Genomic DNA, 18,966 nt, shown 5'->3' on the forward strand with positions numbered 1-18,966 from the left:
AATCCCGGGCTCCGGGATTGTCATCTTTTGCCATCTGGGCGTGAAGCAGGGGAGCTAGTGACGGGCCGGGGCTCCAAGCGGGACCTGGACCCGTGCGGGGCGGAAGCTTGCGCCGGCGCCGGGGAACAGCGGGATGTCGATCCGTGCGTGCGTGTGGATTTCCTGCACGGTGTCCTTGGTGTGTTGGGCAATGGAAGCCAGTGTGGTGACCCACATGCCGTCCAAATCCTTGACCCGCTCCATCAACTGTTCCAAGGCAACGGCACGGGATGGCCGGCCTGAGATGAACGGGTGGTTGGTCAGGACGAAGCAGCTTCCCTGCGAATGGTGGGCCTGTGCCTCCAAGGTCCACATTTCCAAGGCCTTGGCCGGGCTCTCGATGACCCCGCTGCCGGTGACTCCGGGGTAGAACCCGTACTGCTCCCAGTCATCGAGCGCCCAGTCCACGGGAATCTCCACGATGTCCCGGGAGTCATCCTCGGCCACCGACATGCGGTAGGGGGCGTCGCCGTCGAGCAGGCTTGAGTCGTAGAGGAAGCCGCGGTCCGCCAGCAGTGCCGGGGACTGCCAGTTCAGCTCCCACCAGGGCGCCCGGTAACCAACGGGCCGGACGCCCGCAACCTTCGCCAGGGCCTCGAGGCCCCGGTCCAGGTAGCTGGCTTCAGTGGCGGCGTCGATGCCCTGCATGGGCTCGTGAAGGTAGCCGTGGTGCGCGATCTCATGCCCGCCATCGGCGATCCTGCGTACGACGTCCGGGTAGCTTTCCGCCGTGAAGCCGGGAATGAAGAACGTTGCCTTGATGTCCTGGCGGTCCAGGAGCTGGAGCAGTCGCGGTACAGCGATCTTGGGGCCGTATGACTGGTGGCTCATGAGGGACATGCGCTTGGTGCTGGCAGGGTCATGGGCGATGGTGCAGGACTCGGCATCGACGTCGAAGGTGAAGGACGCAGCTGCCCGGTAGCCCTCGGGCCAGGTGATCGGGTGGAGCGAATCAGCGAAAGCGGGCTGGTTCATGCTGTGGTCCTTTCGGGAACTGCGGGTGCGGGTGCCGCCGGGTCGGAGGCGGCGGGCGCTGTAGCGACGGGGTCCGTGGCGGAGGGCGCGGAGGCGGCGGGCGCCATGGCGGAGACATGGTTGGTTTCGGCCAGGAGGTATTTCTTGTGGGCCCGTGGGCCGAGGATTGCGTAGGCGGCCGCGCTGGTGAGTCCGCCGGCCAGCCAGGAGAGGTCCCAGCCGCCCAGGGCCACGGCGATGGGTCCCTGCATGGCGGGAACAAGGCCGTACATGAACAACCAGGTGGAGAAGATGCCTACCAGCAGCGAGACGATTCCGGCCCAGTTGATGACGGGCAAGCGGCGTGTTCCTACTGGATCAAAGAGGCGGTCAACCTTGGCGGGCCAACGCTTTTCCAGCCAGAAGTAGTGGACCAGCATGACCCCGCCCCACGCCGCAACCCAGGCAACCAAACCGATCAGCCAGGCATCGAGTACGGCAGCGAAGTCCTCTTGGAAGATGAAGAACACGACAGCGATGAGCGAGAAGGCGCCCACGAACAGGTTCAGCTTGCGGCGGCTGATCTTGATGTCCAGGGCCTGTGTTGCCACGGAAAAGGTGTAGATGTTCAGGATGTTGGTGGCGATGGGGCCGTGCAGCACCATGAGCAGGACAGGCAGGGCCATGACGCCGAAGTTCTGGACGATCAGTTTTCCGGGGTCGATCTCGCCGCTGTTGGTAGCAAGGCTGGCACCGAGCACGCCGAGCCACACCACCGGGATGAACTGGCCCAGGACCGAGGCAAGGTAGACCTTGCGCTTGGGAACGGAGGTGCTGACGAAGCGGGAGTAGTCGGCGGCGTAGGTGAACCAGGTGATTCCCCAGCCGATGCCGATGGCCGTCATCACAGCGCTCATGGCGGCAATGCGCTCGGAGCCTTCCAGGATGTTGCCGGCCGGTCCTGCGTAGCCCCAGTCGATCTTCATGCCGAACCAGGCCACGCAGGACATGACCGCCAGGATGATGATGGTGGGCGGGACGGTCCATTTTTCAAAGGCCGCTATGGCTTTGTAGCCGAACCAGGCGATGGCAACCTGTGCTGCCATGATGGCCGTGGCCACGCCGATCTTCCAGGCGTAATTCTTGGCGTCGGGATCTACCCAGCCAAGGGTGCCGAAGAGGGCCATGACCAGATCCAGGATGATCCAGGTGTTGACTGCGCACCAGCCGATCACCAGGAGGGCCTGGATGGCGGCCGGCAGGTAGTTGCCGCGGCGGCCAAAGGCGGCGCGGGCCAACACCATTCCGGTGGCGCCGGTCTTTTGGCCAAGGAGGACGAAGCAGCCGAACAGCAGCATGCCGATCAGGTTTCCCAGGACCAGCACAATCACTGTGTCAGCGAAGCCGAGGCCCAAATGGATGCCAAGGGCGCCGAGCACCCAGTTGATGGGGGCAAGGTTGGCGCCCGCCCAGATCCAGAACTGTCCGGATACTTTGCGCGTACGTTCTGCCTCGGGAATTGGTTGAAGCCAGGCTTCGCTGTCATGGGCCGGCTCCGTTGCCGGTTTTGACAGCGCTGGACTGGAAGGCGAAGGGGAGAGGTTGTCTTGCATGGGAGAGCCTCCGTGTATGAAAGGGACTCCTTCAGCGTATGTGCCTCAAATCACAGCGACAAGATACGATGTGTCTAAACAAATCCTCGAAATCCGTACGGAGTGTCATGTCGATCCTGCTGGGTGCCGCTTTGGAGTACGAAAGCCTGAAAGCCGCTGCTCCACGGCTGCTTAATCAGGTTCCGGAAGCCATGAACCGCGCGGTCCGCTGGGTCCACTCCAGCGAGGTCCTGGACATCGCCCCGCTCCTCAGCGGCGGTGAGTTGTTGTTGAGCGGTGGGCAGGCGCTCGCGGGCGTAGCCCCTGAACGGCAGGCAGACTATGTCCGTGAACTGGCGGCCCGGGGGATTGCGGCGCTGGCGTTGGAAACCGGTTCTGCGCTTCCGGAAATACCCGTCGCCATGCTGGAGATAGCCGAGGCCGCCGGCCTGCCGGTCATCGAGTTGCGTCAGGTTGTCCCTTTTGTGGGGGTGATGCAGGAGATCAACTCGCTCCTGGTCAGTGAATCCGTGGAGCACCTCCAGCGCGGCGACCAAGCCAGCCATGCCATGGCCGCCGAACTTGCCCATGGTGGCGGGCTCGACCAGCTCCTGGCTGTCCTGTCAGAAAAGACGGGCGCCGGCGTGCGCCTGGTCTCCCCGTCGGGGCTTACGCTGGGCGCTGCCGGCGGCGCGTTTCCGGCCGGCACCTCTCCCCTTGACGGCCGGGGCGCCTCTGCCCTCAACGGCCAGGGCACTGTCGCCACGGTGGACGTGCCGGTCCGCGGCGTTCTGGCGGCGCGTCTGGAACTGCACATATACGACGGCGTTGATGGTGGCCTCGCGCGGGTGGCCGGCGAGCGATCCGTGGACATCCTCGGCTTGGCGTTGTTGCAACGGATGCCGCCAGGGCTGAAGGAGTTGGCGGGCATTGAGCTCATGCGTGCCATCAATTCGGGGAGCCAGCGCTGGCAGCTGCAGCAACTCGGGCCGGCGTCGGGATTTCCTGTTAACGGCGCAGTGGCCGCAGTGGTGATCCGCTCAACGGGTGCGGGGCATTTGCGCCCGGCAGTGGATGCGCTGCTCCGCACCTGCGTGACGCACAGTGCGAGCTATGCCAACAATGCTGAGCTGATGGCCCTGGCCGCTTTAAGCGATGGAGCAGCCACGCGCCGTTTCCTTGTGGACGCACTGCGTGAGCTGGAAGTACCGGCCGGTTCGGTGGTGGCCGTGGGGCCGTTGGGTTCCGGAATCGATGATGCGCCGTGGTCCCTGGCCGAAGCGCGGCGGGCCCTGGACCTGCACCCCATAGCGGGGGAGGTGGTGGATGCTGAGACGTTGGCTGTTGAGCTCCTTGCGGAGGAATCGCTGGACCCGGCCACGCGGGAAGGGTTCGTGCAGCGGCAGCTGGGTGCCGTCGTCGAGCATGACCGCCTGAAGAAGTCCGAACTGATGCTGACGCTGGCCGTTTGGTTGGATACCGGCTGCAACACTGCCCAGGCCGCACGTGAGCTGCACTTGGAGCGGCAGTCCTTGCATCACCGGCTCCAGCGGATTTTTGAGTTGTGTGGCGGTGATCCACGGGGAACGGGACGGTTGGCTGCACTGCACCTGGCAACCCGGCTGGCTCGTTTGTAGGGCCCCCGTTAAACGCCAATTCGATGGTTCCCTGCACACGGTGCCGTTCGCAACAGCGTATACGCAGGGAACCATCGAAATGGTTGCTTTGCAGAGCCCTACTTCAACACGATCGTCCTGTTCCCATTCAGGATGATCCGCCCCTCGCAGTGCCAGCGAACGGCGTTGCTGAGGGCCTTGCATTCGGTGTCCCGGCCGGCGGCTACGAGATCGTCCGGCCCGAACGTGTGGTCCACTTCCACTACCTGCTGGGCGATGATGGGACCTTCGTCCAACTCGCCGTTGACGTAGTGGGCCGTGGCGCCCACAGTTTTCACCCCACGCGCGTAGGCCTGGTGGTAGGGCTTGGCGCCCTTGAAACTGGGCAGGAACGAGTGGTGGATGTTGATCGCGCGGCCGTCCAGCTTGCGGGCGAGGTCGTCGCTGAGAACCTGCATGTACCGGGCCAGGACAATGAGTTCCACGTCCAGTTCATCGATGATCTCCAGCAGGCGCCCCTCGGCAGCCGGCTTGGTGGCGGCGGTGACAGGAACGTGGAAGAACGGAATCCCGTGCCATTCCGCCAGGCCCTGGTGGTCGGTGTGGTTGGACACCACGCCCACCACATTGATGGGCAGCTCGCCGATTCTTGCCCGGAACAGGAGGTCGTTCAGGCAGTGCCCGAACTTGGAGACCATGATCAACACGCGTCGCTTGTAGCCTTGGCGCTCCAGCTCCCAGTTCATGCTGTATTTCTTCCCCACCGGGGCGAAAGCTGTCCGCAATGCATCAACTGTCGAGGTGTCGCCGGACGAAGCGAAGTGCACCCGCATGAAGAAGTGGCCTTCGGGGCGGTCGCCGAACTGCTTGTTGTCGATGATGTCGCAGCCGTGCTCCAGCAGGAAGCCGGACACCGCGTGCACGATTCCCGGTCCTTCGGGGCAGTCGAGGGTGAGGACGTGTTCCACGGTGGTCTCAGGTGAGGAGACGGACGTGGTTTCGGTTTGCATGGCAGTCATGGCTAGCACTCCACTACGTTGACGGCGAGGCCTCCACGGGAGGTCTCCTTGTACTTGGATTTCATGTCTGCGCCGGTCTCGCGCATGGTCTTGATGGCTTTGTCCAGCGACACTTTGTGGCTGCCATCGCCATGCAGGGCAAGGCGCGCGGCATTGATGGCCTTGACGCTGGCGATCGCATTGCGTTCGATGCAGGGAATCTGCACCAGCCCGCCCACGGGATCGCACGTAAGGCCCAGGTTGTGTTCGATGCCCACTTCAGCGGCATTCTCCACTTGCTCCGGTGTTCCACCCAGGACTTCGCAGAGCCCGGCGGCGGCCATTGAGCAGGCGGAGCCCACCTCGCCCTGGCAGCCCACTTCGGCGCCGGAGATGGAGGCGTTGATTTTGAACAGGATTCCGACGGCGGCCGCCGCCAGCAGGAACCGCACGACACCGTCGTCGTTGGCTCCCGGAACAAACTTGGTGTAGTAGTGCAGCACGGCGGGCACAATCCCGGCGGCACCATTGGTGGGCGCGGTGACAATCCTGCCGCCCGCGGCATTTTCCTCGTTCACAGCCAAGGCGAAGAGGTTGACCCATTCCATGGCCAGGAGGGGGTCCGCTGAACTTGCTCCGTTCAGCTCGGCGTCCGTTTCGGAAAGCTTCTTGAACAACGACGGCGCCCGTCGCCTGACCTTCAGGCCTCCCGGGAGGATTCCCTCGGCAGAGCAGCCGTTCTCCACGCATTCCTGCATGACGGCCCAAATGCTGAGCAGCCGTTCGCGGAGCTCGTCCTCGGTGCGCCAGACGAGTTCGTTGGCCAGCATGATGTCCGAGATCGACTTGCCTTCCCGGACGCAGATGGCCAGCAACTCGTCCGCCGTGGTGAAGGGGTAGGGCAGGACGGTGTCATCGGCTACTACTTTGTCGGCTCCGGAGACGTCCCCGTCCACCACGAAGCCGCCCCCGATGGAGTAGTAGCTGCGTTCCCGGAGCACGGTGCCCGTGTGGTCCAGGGCGCGGAAGGTCATGCCGTTGGGGTGGGCCGGCAACGACTTGCGGCGGTGCAGGACCACGTCCTCGTCCCAGTTGAAGTCCACCCGGTGGTTGCCGCCCAGCCGGAGTTCGGCGTCGAGGGCCGCGGCGGCCACCTGGTCATCGGCGGTATGGGTGTTCACGGTTTCGGGTGAGTGGCCTTGCAGCCCCAGAACCACGGCTTTGTCTGAGCCGTGGCCCCGGCCGGTGGCGCCCAGGGAGCCGAAGAGCTCAGCCTGGACGCGCACCGTAGCCGGGAGTTGGCCGGAGGATTCAAGTCCGTCCGTGAACTGCTTTGCCGCACGCATGGGGCCGACCGTGTGGGAAGAGGACGGCCCGATGCCAACAGAAAACAGGTCAAGCACACTCAGTGCCATCAGGGGACCTCTGGGGAGGCGTACTCCCGCATGGCGTCAAGGAGCCAGCGTCCCAGGAAGTCGGCAAAGGAAGCCCGGGGAAAGATCCGGTAGGACTCCTCAGAGGTCTTCCACAGCATCACCGGAATGTGCGCGAGTTCAGTGGAGACGGCGGTACCGGCCTTGAAGACCCGGGGGTGCAGGTCCAACGCGCAGGTCTTCTCCAACACTGCCCGGGCGTGGCTGCCGGAGAGCTCGAACGTGGTGCGGTTGGCGGACAGGTCCACCACCTGGCCTGCGTCGTTGCCCAATGCCGAGGTCAAGTCGCCGACCAAGGAGCCGCCCAAGGAATCGTGTGCTTCCTCCGGAGCTACCACCAGGAACTCGGTGGGGCCGAGCCACAGGGTGTTCACGGAACCGGTCCCCGTCACGGCGCCGCACGTGGCAGGCAAGCCGCCGGTGACGGACGCAACCCGGGTGCCGGCGTCGGACGTTGGGTGAACCCTGATACCCACCATGGTTTGGTACGGGATTTCGGTGAGAGTCACCGTTCCCGGCACGGAGCCGGAGGTGAAAGCGTCAGCGAGGTGTTCGGCCGGGCTGCGGCGGGCGCCCCGGACGCGGTTGACGTGTGCGGTTTCTGCTGGTGTTGCTGTTTCAGCCATCTTTGCGGGTCCCTTCAGCATCGAAAAGTACGGTTTCGCCAACAACCACGTCCACCAATTGGTCTCCCAGCGAGGCCACCAGGGTCTCGCCGACGCGGTTGCGGCCGTTTTGAATGAGGGCCAGGGCGAAGGAACGGCCCAGTGCGGCGCTGTGGTAGCTGGAGGTCACGAAACCCTCCATGGGTACGGGTCCGTTAGCCGGGTTGACCGGGATGCCCTTTTCCACCAGCTGCGTGCCTTCTGGCAACCGCAGCGAGTGGTCCACGGGAAGGACGCTCACCAGGTGCTTGCGGTCCTCGCGGCTTGCATCCTGCCGGAGGTAGGAGCGCTTGCCGATGAAGTCCTTGGCTTTGGAGACGATCCAGTCCATGCCGGCGTCCTGCGGGGTGACCGTGCCATCGGTGTCCTGCCCCACGATCGGGTAGCCCTTCTCGGCGCGGAGGACGTGCATGGTTTCGGTGCCGTACGGGGTGATGTTGAACTCGGCACCTGCGGCGGCAACTGCTTCCCAGGTGTTCAGTCCGTACCAGGACGGGATGTTGATTTCGTAGGCCAGTTCACCGGAGAAGGAGATCCGGCAAACGCGTGCCTGCACTCCGGACGCCAGGGTGGTCTCGCGGAACGTCATGAACGGGAAGTTTTCGGCATCCAGTCCACCGTCTTCGGCGAGCTGGGGAGCAACCTTCGCGATCACGGCGCGGGATTTCGGGCCGACGACGGCAATGGTGCTCCATTGTTCGGTGACGGACGTGCAGACCACATCGAGCTCGGGCCACTCCGTCTGGTGCCACTCTTCCAACCAGTCCAGCACCTTGGCTGCGCCGCCGGTGGTGGTGGTCATGAAGTAGCGGTCATCGTCCAGGCGCAGGGTCACGCCGTCGTCGAAGATCATGCCGTCCAAGGTGCACATGACGCCGTAGCGGGCGGATCCCGGGGCGAGCTTCTTGAACGCGTTGGTGTAAACCCGGTTCAGGAATTCTCCGGCGTCCTTGCCACGGATCTCGATCTTGCCCAGGGTGGTGGCGTCCATGAAGCCCACGGAGTCGCGGACGGCTGCGCATTCACGCAGGACGGCCGTGTCCATGTCTTCGCTGCCCTGCGGGTAGTACCAGGGGCGCTTCCACTGTCCAACATCTTCGAACAATGCGCCCTGGACAACGTGCCACGGGTGGATGGAGGTGACGCGGGCGGGATCGAACAGTTCCCCACGCTGGCGGCCGGCCAATGCTGCGAAGGCCACGGGCGTGAACGGAGCACGGTATGCCGTGGTTCCGATCTCGCCAACACCGGGGATATTCTCTGCTCCGCCGAACTTCAGGGCTGCGGCGATCACACCGATTGCGTTAACGCCGGAGGTCTTGCCCTGATCATTGGCCGTGCTGATGGAGGTGTACCGCTTGACGTGTTCCACGGACCGCATGCCTGCCCCGGTGGAGCGGAGGACGTCGGCTACGGACTGGTCGCGTTGGAAGTCAACGAAGTGGTGGTGCCATTCGCCGGGCTCACCCGTTTGGCCGGGAACCAGCCACAGCTGGCGGCTCGGAGCGCTTGCCTTGGGTGCCTGGAGTTCCACCGGAGTGGTTTCGGACTCAAAGCCGGCGGCGATGGATGCTGCCGCTCCCGCCGAGATGCCCTCTGCCAGGCAGTCCTGGAGTTCAAAGCTGCCACGGCCTGCGCCCACAACCTGTTGGTCACGAACGGGAGCGGCGGGGATGAACGCTGCGAGCTCGTCATCCCAACGCAGCTTGCCCTGGCGCTGGCTGTGGAGGTGGACCACGGGGCTCCAACCACCGGAAACTGCAAGGAGATCGGCAGCCAGCTGTTCGACGCCCGAGGTGAGTTCGCCGTCGTCGTTAATACTGCGGACGGTCACCCCATTCAGGCGGCCGTTTTCATCCGCGGACGTATCAGCCACGGCGCTGCCGATCAGGACCCGGATACCGGACTCGACGGCGGCGGCGGCCTTCGCGCTGATCTGCGGACGGGCATCGACGACGGCGGCAACCGCCACGCCTGCTGCCTGCAAGTCCGCAGCCAGGGCGTAAGCGGAATCATTCGTGGTGCTGATGACCACGCGCGAACCGGCTGCCACGGCGTAACGGTTGAGGTAAGTGCGGGCCGCTGAGGCGAGCATGATGCCGGGGCGGTCGTTGTTCTCGAACACCAGCGGACGCTCGTGCGCGCCGGGGGCCAGGACAACCTGCTTGGCACGGATGTGCCAAATACGCTGGCGGGAGACGCCCGAAGCTGCCGGAACACTCAGGTGGTCCGTGCGGTTCTGGGCGGCGATGAAGTAGTTGGAATCGTAGGAACCGAACGCAGTGGTGCGGTTCAGCACCGTGCATTCGCCGGCCGACACCAGCTCGGCCTCAACGTCGGCAACCCATTCCAGGGCCGGCTTGCCTTCGATCTGCTCGGCCAGTTCCGGGGCTGTGGAACCGGACAGCAGGGAGCCGCCAAGTTCAGGCTGATCGTCAATGAGGATGACGCGGGCCCCGGTGCGGACAGCTTCGCGGGCTGCTGCCAGGCCGGCAACTCCGCCGCCAACTACCAGGACGTCGGTGTGGACGTATTTCTTGTCGTACTCGGCCTTGTCCTCGTTGGGATCCAACTTGCCAAGTCCGGAGAGGAGCTCAATGTTCATGCCATCCACCAGCGAAACTGCGGTGGCGGGAAGCATGGACTCGGCAACGTGTCCGCGGAAACGGGGAGCGATCTTGACCAAGGCGTTGGACTCTTCCACGCCTGCGGCCATGATGCCGCGGGGGCGGTCCTCGTACAGGGAGTTGCCGGCGTTCATGTGGCCGTTGGCCAGAAGCGCCGAAGCGATGGTGTCACCCGGGTGGCCGGTGAATTCCCGGCCGTCCACGGTGAAGCGCCAGGAGATGCTGCGATCGATGCGTCCGCCGGTGGCGAGGCGTGCGTTCTTGCTGGTCACTTCTAGACTCCTTCCGAGGAGGTGGGTGCTGTGGAGCCGGAGATGGGGACGCCGGTGGTTGGGGCGCCGGGGGCGAGGCCGGGTTCGGTTTGGCCGAATTCCCCTGTCTGGGTGAACTCGCCCGGCTGGGTGGTTTCACTCTTGCTGGTCCCGGCGCCTGGGATGTCCGGGCGGGCCTGGCCCATCCCGTAAATGGAGTGGATCTCGTAGCTCACGGTGTCGCGGAGCATGTTGAACCACTGACGGCAGCCGGTGCTGTGGACCCAACGCTCTGCGAAGGTGCCCTTGGTGTTCTCGCGGTAGAACAGGTATTCAGCCCATTCGCGGTCCGTGAGCTCGTTGGGGCTTTCGGGGTAGGCAACGTGTGCTTGGCCGCCGTAGTGGAATTCGGTTTCGTCGCGTGGCCCGCAGTTGGGGCATGAAATGAGGAGCATGTCTTGTCCTGTCCTGTCCTGGGTGGGCGCTAGTGGGCCACGGCTGCGGCGCCGTGTTCGTCGATCAAGGCGCCGGTCTCGAAGCGTTCCAGAGCAAAGGGCTTGTTCAGCTTGTGGGGTGCACCCGTTGCAATGGTGTGCGCGAAGGTCAGGCCCGCGGCCGGGGTGCCCTTGAAGCCGCCGGTTCCCCAACCACAGTTGACGAACATGTTCTCCACCGGGGACAGACCAACGATCGGCGAGGCATCCAAGGTGGTGTCCACGATGCCGCCCCAGGTCCGGAGCACATGGGCCCGGGCGAAGATCGGGAAGAGCTCCACGGCTGCTGCCATCTGCTCCTCGATCACATGGAATGAGCCACGCTGGCCGTAGCCGTTGTAGGAGTCGACGCCGGCGCCCATCACCAGTTCGCCCTTGTGGGCCTGGGAGACGTACACGTGGACGTGGTTGGACATGACCACCGTGGGGTGGACAGGTTCGTGAAGCTCGGACACCAAAGCCTGGAGCGGGTGGCTCTGGATCGGCAGGCGGAAGCCGGCCATTTCTGCCAGGACCGAGCTGTGCCCGGCGGCGCAGAGGCCCACCTTTTCGGTGTTGATGGTGCCGCGGGTGGTCTTGACGCCGGTGACCCGGTTGCCGTCCTTGATGAAGCCGGTGACTTCGCAGTTCTGGATGATGTCCACACCGAGTTCGTCGCACTTGCGGGCGAAGGCCCAGGCCACGTGGTCGTGCTTGGCGATGCCTGCACGCGGCTGGTACGTGGCGCCCATGACGGGGTAGCGGATGTTGTCGCTGATGTTCAGGATGGGGCAGAGTTCCTTGACCTGCTGCGGGTCCAGCCATTCTGCGTCCACGCCGTTGAGACGGTTGGCTCCTACGCGGCGAACGCTTTCGCGGACGTCACCCAGGGTGTGTGCCAGGTTCATCACGCCGCGCTGGCTGAACAGGAAGTCGTACTCCAGCTCTTCCGGGAGGATCTCCCAGAGCTTGAGGGCGTGCTCGTAAATGGCAGCGCTCTCGTCCCAGAGGTAGTTGGAACGGATGATGGTGGTGTTGCGGGCCATGTTTCCACCGGCCAGCCAACCCTTTTCCAGGATGGCGATGTTGGTCATGCCGTGGTTTTTCGCCAGGAAGTACGCAGTGGCCAGGCCATGCCCGCCACCACCCACAATCACGGCGTCATAGCTTTTCTTCGGGTCCGGGTTACGCCAGAGGAAGTCCGGGTGTTCGGGGAGGTGGTCGGCACTCACTGGGCTGCTCCAATCAGTTCTGTTTCGTTTACGGCGCCATTGCCGTTGTTGTTCAGGTGGGGGTAAAGCGGGAACTTCTCCGCCAGGGCGGTTACGCGGCGGCGGAGCTCGACGGCGGTGGTTTCGTCCAGGGACACGTCGGCTTCGGTGCTGGCTGCTTCGGTGCCTGCCTCAGCGCCTGCTTTCGTGCCGTCGGCTTTGGTGCCGCTGTTCGCTGCGGCGATCAACGCCGTCGCAATGATGTCCGAGACTTCAGTGAAGTCCTCGGCACCGAAACCGCGGGCGGCGAGGGCGGGAGTGCCGATGCGCAGGCCGGAGGAAACCATGGGCGGGCGGGGGTCGAAGGGGACGGCATTGCGGTTGACTGTGATGCCGATCCGGTGCAGGGTGTCTTCTGCCTGCTGGCCGTTAAGGACGGAGTTGCGGAGGTCGGCCAGCACCAGGTGGACGTCGGTTCCGCCGCTGACAACGGAGATGCCGGCTGCCGCAACGTCGTCCTGGAGGAGGCGCTGGGCCAGGATCTTGGAGCCTTCAAGGACGCGGACCTGGCGTTCCTGGAATTCCGGCTCGGATGCCATCTTGAAAGCCACGGCCTTCGCGGCGATGACGTGCTCCAACGGACCGCCCTGCTGGCCCGGGAAGACGGCAGAGTTAACCTTCTTGGCGATGTCGGCGTCGTTGGTCAGGATCACACCGCCGCGGGGACCGCCGAGGGTCTTGTGGGTGGTGCTGGTGACGATGTGGGCGTGCGGCACCGGGCTCGGGTGGAGCCCTGCAGCGACGAGACCCGCGAAGTGGGCCATGTCCACCATCAGGTAGGCGCCCACCAGGTCCGCGATCCGGCGGAATTCAGCGAAGTCCAACTGGCGGGAGTAGGCCGACCAGCCGGCGACGATCAGTTGGGGCTTGCTCTCAAGTGCCAGGCGTTCAACTTCAGCCATGTCCACGGTGTGGGTGTCCTCGCGGACGCCATAGGGAACAACTTTGTACAACTTGCCGGAGAAGTTGATGCGCATGCCGTGGGTCAGGTGGCCGCCGTGGGCGAGGTTCAGGCCCATGATGGTGTCGCCCGGGGTGATCAGTGCGTGCATGGCCGAGGCATTGGCCTGGGCTCCGGAGTGGGGCTGGACGTTGGCGAACTCCGCGCCAAAGAGTGCCTTCAGACGATCAATGGCGAGCTGTTCGATCACATCAACGTGTTCGCAGCCGCCGTAGTAGCGCTTGCCGGGGTAGCCTTCGGCGTACTTGTTGGTCAGCACCGAGCCCTGGGCCTCCATGACGGCCGTGGGAGCGAAGTTCTCAGAGGCGATCATTTCCAGCGTCGACTGCTGGCGGATGAGTTCCTGGGCGATCGCCTGATCAACCTCCGGGTCCGCCTGTGCAAGCGGGCGGATCAGCGGTTCAACCATGGTGTTCTCCTTCAAAAGCTTGGCTAGTGGCCGACTGTTAGGCAACTGATATATTAGAACTATTGCCATAGTATGTTGGAGATCACATAGTCGTCAACAGGTCCGCCGTAACTCATCCATCAGGCTGGGAGTGCGACTACCGGGAGAGAGCAATGAGCGCAGCACTGGAAGCACTGGAATCAGCTCCACAGGGTACGTCCCTCGCGGAGAACGCCTACCTGCTGTTGCGCGACAGGCTCATCATGCTGGACATCAAGCCGGGCGACCCCATCAATGATGGCCAAATAGCCGCTGAGCTAGGCATTGGACGCACCCCTGTGCGCGAGGCCATCAAGCGCCTCGAAAGCGACCACCTCGTGGTGTCTTACCCCCGGCGAGGCACGTTCGCCACCGGCGTGGACATCACCCAGCTCGCCGAAGTCTCCGAAATCCGCGAGCTCCTGGAACCCCTGGCCTCCCGGAAAGCCGCCCGCATGGCCAGCCCTGCCATGCGCTCCGAACTGAGGGCCGTCGCTGCCGCCATTCGTGATCTCGAAGGCCAGGAGAATTCCTCGCAGGAACTCATGCGCTACGACATCCAGGTCCACAGGCTCATCTACAAAGCCTCCGCCAACGCCCACCTCGAAGACGTCCTGATCCGGTACGACAACCTCGCCACCCGAATCTGGTGCCACATGCTCGAGAAGATGCCCTCCGTCTCCGGCCACATCTCCGAGCACGCCGACCTCCTCACGGCCATAGCCGACGGCGACGAAGACCGCGCCGCCGACCTCGCCCTGCACCACGTAGTGAGCTTCGAAGAGACCATCCGCAAGGTCCTCTAAGCCCTCCTGCCCCACCCCCTCCCTACGCTCTTTCACATCCCCCCGGCTTGAGCGCCTCGCTCGCTCACTTCCCCCCGGCTTGAGCGTGATCTTCTCTCGTGTCGCCCGGTGGTGGCGTCATCCTCTGCGCGCTCGCTCGTTCCTCGCTTGGACGCGCGCTGCCGGATAACCCCACCCCCTCCCGACGCTCTTTCACATCCCCTTGGCTTGGGCCCGACGCTCTTTCACATCCCCCTGGCTTGAGCGCTGTCGCCTTCCGGTGGTGGCGTGATCCTCTGCGCGCTCGCTCGTTCCTCGCTTGGACGCGCGCTGCCGGATAACCCCACCCCCTCCCGACGCTCTTTCACATCCCCCTGGCTTGAGCGCGTCGCTCGCTCACTTCCCCCTGGCTTGAGCGCGTCGCTCTCTCACATCCCCCTGGCTTGAGCGCGTCGCTCGCTCACTTCCCCCTGGCTTGAGCGTGATCTTCTCTCGTGTCGCCCGGTGGTGGCGTCATCCTCTTCGCGCTCGCTCGTTCCTCGCTTGGACGCGCGCTGCCGGATAACCCCACCCCCTCCCGACGCTCTTTCACATCCCCTTGGCTTGGGCCCGACGCTCTTTCACATCCCCCTGGCTTGAAAGCGCCGCCGACTGGACGGGGAATCCGCACTTCGTTTGCCCGCGGCCTTTCTACCGCGATCTCAAGGCGTGAGTCGGGCCGACCTTGGTGTCCGTGCTGGAGGCCCTCGCGGTCAACTTTCTTCAAGGGAGTGAGAGAGCGACGCGGGGAAGGGGTGGGGATGTGAGCGAGCGATTCCGTGGAGGCCGGGGGATGTGAGAGAGCGATTCCATGGAGGGCGGGGGATGTGAGCGAGCGATCCTGTGGAGGCCGGGGGATGTGAGAGAGCGATTCCATGGAGGGCGGGGGATGTGAGCGAGCGATCCCGTGGAGGCCGGGGGATGTGAGAGAGCGACGGGTATTGAGCCGCTTCTGGCGCAACTGGGTCGCTGTGAATGCAACTTTGGGAATGTGGACCAGGGTGGCGATCAGATATCCAGGGACTCGCAGAACTCCGAAAGTAAAGTTTCCCCCGCCTCTTGACCGTGGCGCCGCTCACACATACTCTGGTGCAACAGCGTTGCATTGAATGCAGCCCCAATGATTTTGGTGGACACATGAGCAATGAATCCTCTGTGGCAGCCGAGCAAGGCACCTCATCCGCCTCCGGCTCCAACCACATCCCAGGCCCCAACACTTCAGTCAGCAAGGACACTCGACGGCGAGTGGTCACTGCCAGCTTCATCGGCAACTTTGTTGAGTGGTTCGACTACGCCGTCTACGGCTACTTGGCCGGCATCATCTCCACGGTCTTCTTCCCGGAGTCAGACCGGCAGACGGCCCTGCTTGCGACGTTCGGTGTCTTCGCCATCAGCTTCTTCGTGAGGCCCCTCGGCGGCTTCGTCTGGGGCCACATCGGCGATCGACTGGGACGAAAGCAGGCGCTGTCCCTCTCGATCGTGTTGATGTCGGTAGCCACTTTCTGCATCGCACTGATCCCGGGCTACGCCACCATCGGCGTGATGGCCCCTGTCCTGCTCCTCCTCGTACGCGTGGTTCAAGGATTCTCCGCTGCGGGGGAGTACGCCGGGGCGTCCGCTTTCCTGGTGGAGTATGCGCCGGCGAACCGCCGCGGACTGTATGCCGCCGTCGTGCCTGCAAGCACCGCAGCGGGACTGTTGCTGGGCTCCTTGCTGGCCGCCCTGCTGACTTCAGTACTCAGCGCGGAGCAGCTCAACGAGTGGGGCTGGCGGTTGCCGTTCCTGCTCGCCGCGCCCATGGGCCTGATCGGAAGGTACATCCGCACAAAACTGGAGGACACGCCGGCCTTCCGTGAACTCGCTGCCAAGGACAACAACGTCAAGGCACCGGCCCTGGCAATGTTCAGGACCTATCGGAAGCAGCTCATCATCGCCACGGGCGCTGTGTTGCTGAACGCCGTCGGCTTCTACGTGATCCTCAGCTATATGCCCACGTACCTGTCGGAGGAGTTGGGCTTCGGCGCCACGGAGTCGTTCCTGGCCACCACCATTGCCCTGGCCAGCTACATCGGGTTCATCTTCCTGACGGGCATCGCCTCGGACAAATTCGGCCGCAAACGCATGCTGATCACTGCATCGGTCCTCTTCATCCTGCTGACGGTGCCGGCGTTCATGCTCCTGGACACCCGCAATTTCCTGGTCATTGTCCTTGTGCAGATCCTGCTGGGCGGCATGCTCACCCTCAACGACGGCACGCTGCCCAGCTTCCTCGCCGAACTCTTCCCCACGAAGGTCCGGTACACGGGCTTCGCCGTCAGCTTCAACCTCTCCAATGCCCTGTTCGGCGGCACCGCTCCGTTCATGGCCACCCTCCTGATCGGCATGACCGCCAGCAAACTGGCCCCCGGCTGGTACCTCGTGGCCGCCGCCATAGTTTCCCTCATCGCAGTCCTGTTCGCTACGGAGACTTCCAAGAAGCCTCTGCTGCAGGACTAGTACAACCCACCCATTGAAAGGAACCACCATGACCATCACGCAGAACGAGGCCGTCAACGATGTCGCCAAGCTCGAGCGCACCAAAGTCCTCAACAACGGCGAAAAGGTCTCGCTGACCTTCTCCGACGCCGAGTTTGAACGCCGCCTCAGCGGCCTGCGCAGCATCATGGCCGAGAAAGACCTCGACGCCGTGGTCCTCACCAGCTACCACTCCATCAAGTACTACTCCGACTTCCTCTTCACCTACTTTGGCCGCTCCTACGGCATGGTGGTTACCAAGGACGACACGGTCACCATTACGGCAAATATCGACGCCGGGATGCCTTGGCGCCGCAGCTACGGCGACAACCTGGTGTACACGGACTGGCGCCGTGACAACTACATCCACGCCATCCAGGAAGTTCTGCGGACCCGCGGGATCAACCCGCGCCGTATCGGCGTCGAAGATGATTCGCTGCCGCTGGACAACCGCAACAAGATCCAGGCTGCCTTCTCCGGAGCAACGCTGGTGGACGTGGCGCAGGCTGCCATGCGGCAGAGGATGATCAAGTCGGCCGAGGAAATCGCGGTGATCAAGCACGGTGCCCGCATCGGTGACCTCGGTGGAGAAGCCATCCGCAACGCCATCACAGCCGGCATCACCGAGTATGAGGTTGCCCTGATCGGCACAGAAGCGATGGTGCACGAGATCGCCCGGACGTTCCCGGACTCCGAAATCCGCGACACCTGGGTGTGGTTCCAGTCCGGCATCAACACTGACGGCGCCCACAACTGGGCCACCACGCGCAAAATCCAGGAACACGACATCCTGTCGCTGAACTGCTTCCCCATGACCAGCGGTTACTACACCGCATTGGAACGGACCCTGTTCTACGGTGAACCGGACGCCCGTTCCTTGGAACTGTGGAACATCAACGTGGAGGTCCACAAGCGCGGCCTCGAACTCATCAAGCCCGGAGCCGTCTGCAAGGACATCGCCGCCGAGCTCAACGAGATCTACGTCAGCCACGGGCTCCTGGCCAATCGGACGTTCGGCTACGGCCACTCGTTCGGCGTGCTGAGCCACTACTACGGCCGTGAAGCTGGATTGGAACTCCGCGAGGACATCGACACCGTCCTGGAACCGGGCATGGTGGTTTCCATGGAACCGATGATCACCGTGCTGGACGGCCAGCCGGGTGCCGGCGGTTACCGCGAGCACGACATCCTGGTGGTGGGCGAGGACGGTGCGGAGAACATCACCAAGTTCCCGTTCGGCCCCGAGTACAACATCATCGGAGCCTAGTGACCCCGGCCGGTGGACACAGCGTGGTGTCCACCGGCCTTGGCCCTGTCCGAGGGATTGTCTCCAAGCGAAATATAGTGAACCCATGACCCCCACTGAATCCAGCGAAACTCCTGAGAGCAGCAACAGCAACGGCAATGGTGACAGCAAAAGCACGTCGGTGATCGTCAATGCCATTGCAGTACTGAGGAGTTTCACCGCTGAGGAGCCTCTCCTTGGAGTCACCGAAATCGCTGGGCGCATTGGTCTTCACAAGAGCACTGTTTCCCGCATGCTGGCGACGCTGGAACAGGAAAACCTGGTAGAGCGCGACGTCGATTCGCGCAGGTTCCGCTTGGGGCTGGGGATGATCGCCATGGCGGGCCCCCTCCTGGCGGAACTCGAAGAGCGTCGCGTGGCCTACCCCGTGCTGCGCGAACTGACAGAACGCACGGGGGAGACGAGCGCGCTCATGGTGTGGAACGGCAACGAGTCCATGTGCGTGGAACAGATCCCCAGCCGGCACCAGGTCAAGCACTTGGCTCCCTTGGGTGCCCGCTACAACGAGGCCCTGAGTTCATCGGTGCAGGTGTTCCTCGGCGCGGAGGACAAAGATCGTGTGCGGCAGCTCCTGCGCAGCGGGTCGATCAGCCTTCCAGGCCTGGACGGGGATGCCATTGAGGCGTACCTGGCCAGGGTTGAGGAATCCGTGGAGCGCGGCTGGGCAGTGAACTTCGGGGAGACGTCCATTGAAGAAGTCGGAGTGGCATCGCCCGTTTATGACCATCGCGGCGACATTGTGGCCTCGGTCCTGATTCCGGCTCCCAAGTTCCGGGTTTCCCAGGACACCTTGGACAGCCTTGGTGAAGCCTGTTCCGCAGCAGCAGCCAAGGTCACAACGAGGCTGGGTGGGCGCGCCCCGCGCTAAGGCGGGTACCCGCCGTCGAGCGCTTAAAACGCGCGCCGACATGGCAGCTGGTGACAATCCGGAGCGCAAACAATGCCCTTAATTGGCACCTAGGCGAGGCGCGGAATTCCTGGAGGATGATTGTGCTGGCTTTAAGGTGGAGATCGC

At 63.8% G+C, this 18,966-nt stretch carries 14 protein-coding genes; 5 read left to right on the forward strand and 9 right to left on the reverse strand.

Annotated elements, in window-relative coordinates; genetic code table 11:
- Positions 1-54: 54 nt before the first annotated feature.
- Together AC6JA3_RS01815 and AC6JA3_RS01820 are read right to left on the reverse strand one after the other, a co-directional pair.
- Positions 55-1,014 carry a polysaccharide deacetylase family protein gene (locus tag AC6JA3_RS01815; RefSeq protein WP_026542971.1) on the reverse strand — a complete coding sequence of 320 codons (960 nt, stop codon included), beginning with the start codon at positions 1,012-1,014 and terminating at the stop codon, positions 55-57.
- Complete coding sequence (locus tag AC6JA3_RS01820) at positions 1,011-2,606, reverse strand: purine-cytosine permease family protein (protein WP_081733434.1); 1,596 nt, start codon at positions 2,604-2,606, stop codon at positions 1,011-1,013. Before AC6JA3_RS01820 ends, AC6JA3_RS01815 begins: the two co-directional genes overlap by 4 nt.
- A 107-nt stretch (positions 2,607-2,713) precedes the next feature.
- Between AC6JA3_RS01820 and AC6JA3_RS01825 the strand changes: the two genes are divergently transcribed.
- Positions 2,714-4,222: a PucR family transcriptional regulator gene (locus AC6JA3_RS01825; RefSeq protein ID WP_026542970.1), complete on the forward strand. Its 1,509-nt coding sequence runs from the start codon at positions 2,714-2,716 to the stop codon at positions 4,220-4,222.
- A gap of 98 nt (positions 4,223-4,320) precedes the next feature.
- Here the strand turns inward: AC6JA3_RS01825 and purU are convergent, their stop codons facing one another.
- Genes purU through glyA form a run of 7 tightly spaced genes read right to left on the reverse strand, consistent with a single transcriptional unit; the run spans position 4,321 to position 13,289 of the window.
- The gene (gene purU / locus AC6JA3_RS01830) at positions 4,321-5,220 is read right to left on the reverse strand and encodes a formyltetrahydrofolate deformylase (protein WP_347782438.1); all 900 of its coding nucleotides are present in this window, start codon (positions 5,218-5,220) and stop codon (positions 4,321-4,323) included.
- Between the two features lie 2 nt (positions 5,221-5,222).
- On the reverse strand, positions 5,223-6,614 hold the full coding sequence (locus tag AC6JA3_RS01835) for an L-serine ammonia-lyase (protein ID WP_026548457.1): 1,392 nt from the start codon (positions 6,612-6,614) through the stop codon (positions 5,223-5,225).
- Complete coding sequence (locus AC6JA3_RS01840; RefSeq protein WP_026548456.1) at positions 6,614-7,258, reverse strand: sarcosine oxidase subunit gamma; 645 nt, start codon at positions 7,256-7,258, stop codon at positions 6,614-6,616. Before AC6JA3_RS01840 ends, AC6JA3_RS01835 begins: the two co-directional genes overlap by 1 nt.
- Complete coding sequence (locus AC6JA3_RS01845) at positions 7,251-10,196, reverse strand: sarcosine oxidase subunit alpha family protein (protein ID WP_347782439.1); 2,946 nt, start codon at positions 10,194-10,196, stop codon at positions 7,251-7,253. The genes AC6JA3_RS01840 and AC6JA3_RS01845 overlap by 8 nt, the downstream gene beginning before the upstream one ends.
- Before the next feature lie 2 nt (positions 10,197-10,198).
- On the reverse strand, positions 10,199-10,630 hold the full coding sequence (locus tag AC6JA3_RS01850) for a sarcosine oxidase subunit delta (RefSeq protein WP_026542965.1): 432 nt from the start codon (positions 10,628-10,630) through the stop codon (positions 10,199-10,201).
- A gap of 29 nt (positions 10,631-10,659) precedes the next feature.
- Positions 10,660-11,880, reverse strand: a complete 1,221-nt coding sequence (locus tag AC6JA3_RS01855; RefSeq protein WP_026542964.1) for a sarcosine oxidase subunit beta family protein — start codon at positions 11,878-11,880, stop codon at positions 10,660-10,662.
- Positions 11,877-13,289 carry a serine hydroxymethyltransferase gene (gene glyA, locus AC6JA3_RS01860; RefSeq protein WP_026542963.1) on the reverse strand — a complete coding sequence of 471 codons (1,413 nt, stop codon included), beginning with the start codon at positions 13,287-13,289 and terminating at the stop codon, positions 11,877-11,879. Before glyA ends, AC6JA3_RS01855 begins: the two co-directional genes overlap by 4 nt.
- Before the next feature lie 152 nt (positions 13,290-13,441).
- On the opposite strand from glyA, the gene AC6JA3_RS01865 reads away from it, so the two are divergent.
- The 4 genes from AC6JA3_RS01865 (at position 13,442) to AC6JA3_RS01880 (ending at position 18,819) form a co-directional block, all read left to right on the forward strand.
- On the forward strand, positions 13,442-14,113 hold the full coding sequence (locus tag AC6JA3_RS01865) for a GntR family transcriptional regulator (RefSeq protein ID WP_026542962.1): 672 nt from the start codon (positions 13,442-13,444) through the stop codon (positions 14,111-14,113).
- A gap of 1,155 nt (positions 14,114-15,268) precedes the next feature.
- Positions 15,269-16,627: an MFS transporter gene (locus AC6JA3_RS01870; protein ID WP_223943963.1), complete on the forward strand. Its 1,359-nt coding sequence runs from the start codon at positions 15,269-15,271 to the stop codon at positions 16,625-16,627.
- Positions 16,628-16,655: 28 nt separating this feature from the next.
- Complete coding sequence (locus tag AC6JA3_RS01875; protein ID WP_026542655.1) at positions 16,656-17,912, forward strand: aminopeptidase P family protein; 1,257 nt, start codon at positions 16,656-16,658, stop codon at positions 17,910-17,912.
- 85 nt (positions 17,913-17,997) lie between these two features.
- Positions 17,998-18,819, forward strand: coding sequence for an IclR family transcriptional regulator (locus tag AC6JA3_RS01880; RefSeq protein ID WP_026542656.1), 822 nt, complete (start codon positions 17,998-18,000; stop codon positions 18,817-18,819).
- Positions 18,820-18,966 lie beyond the last annotated feature (147 nt).

The sequence above is a fragment of the Arthrobacter sp. TmtSoilC79 genome (genome assembly GCF_059739405.1).

What these genes read in the sequence shown, in the direction of transcription:
- AC6JA3_RS01815 (WP_026542971.1), bottom strand. Translation starts at nt 1,014, where the DNA reads ATGAACCAGCCCGCTTTCGCTGATTCGCTCCACCCGATCACCTGGCCC.
- AC6JA3_RS01820 (WP_081733434.1), bottom strand. Translation starts at nt 2,606, where the DNA reads ATGCAAGACAACCTCTCCCCTTCGCCTTCCAGTCCAGCGCTGTCAAAA.
- AC6JA3_RS01825 (WP_026542970.1), top strand. Translation starts at nt 2,714, where the DNA reads ATGTCGATCCTGCTGGGTGCCGCTTTGGAGTACGAAAGCCTGAAAGCC.
- purU (WP_347782438.1), bottom strand. Translation starts at nt 5,220, where the DNA reads ATGACTGCCATGCAAACCGAAACCACGTCCGTCTCCTCACCTGAGACC.
- AC6JA3_RS01835 (WP_026548457.1), bottom strand. Translation starts at nt 6,614, where the DNA reads ATGGCACTGAGTGTGCTTGACCTGTTTTCTGTTGGCATCGGGCCGTCC.
- AC6JA3_RS01840 (WP_026548456.1), bottom strand. Translation starts at nt 7,258, where the DNA reads ATGGCTGAAACAGCAACACCAGCAGAAACCGCACACGTCAACCGCGTC.
- AC6JA3_RS01850 (WP_026542965.1), bottom strand. Translation starts at nt 10,630, where the DNA reads ATGCTCCTCATTTCATGCCCCAACTGCGGGCCACGCGACGAAACCGAA.
- glyA (WP_026542963.1), bottom strand. Translation starts at nt 13,289, where the DNA reads ATGGTTGAACCGCTGATCCGCCCGCTTGCACAGGCGGACCCGGAGGTT.
- AC6JA3_RS01865 (WP_026542962.1), top strand. Translation starts at nt 13,442, where the DNA reads ATGAGCGCAGCACTGGAAGCACTGGAATCAGCTCCACAGGGTACGTCC.
- AC6JA3_RS01870 (WP_223943963.1), top strand. Translation starts at nt 15,269, where the DNA reads ATGAGCAATGAATCCTCTGTGGCAGCCGAGCAAGGCACCTCATCCGCC.
- AC6JA3_RS01875 (WP_026542655.1), top strand. Translation starts at nt 16,656, where the DNA reads ATGACCATCACGCAGAACGAGGCCGTCAACGATGTCGCCAAGCTCGAG.
- AC6JA3_RS01880 (WP_026542656.1), top strand. Translation starts at nt 17,998, where the DNA reads ATGACCCCCACTGAATCCAGCGAAACTCCTGAGAGCAGCAACAGCAAC.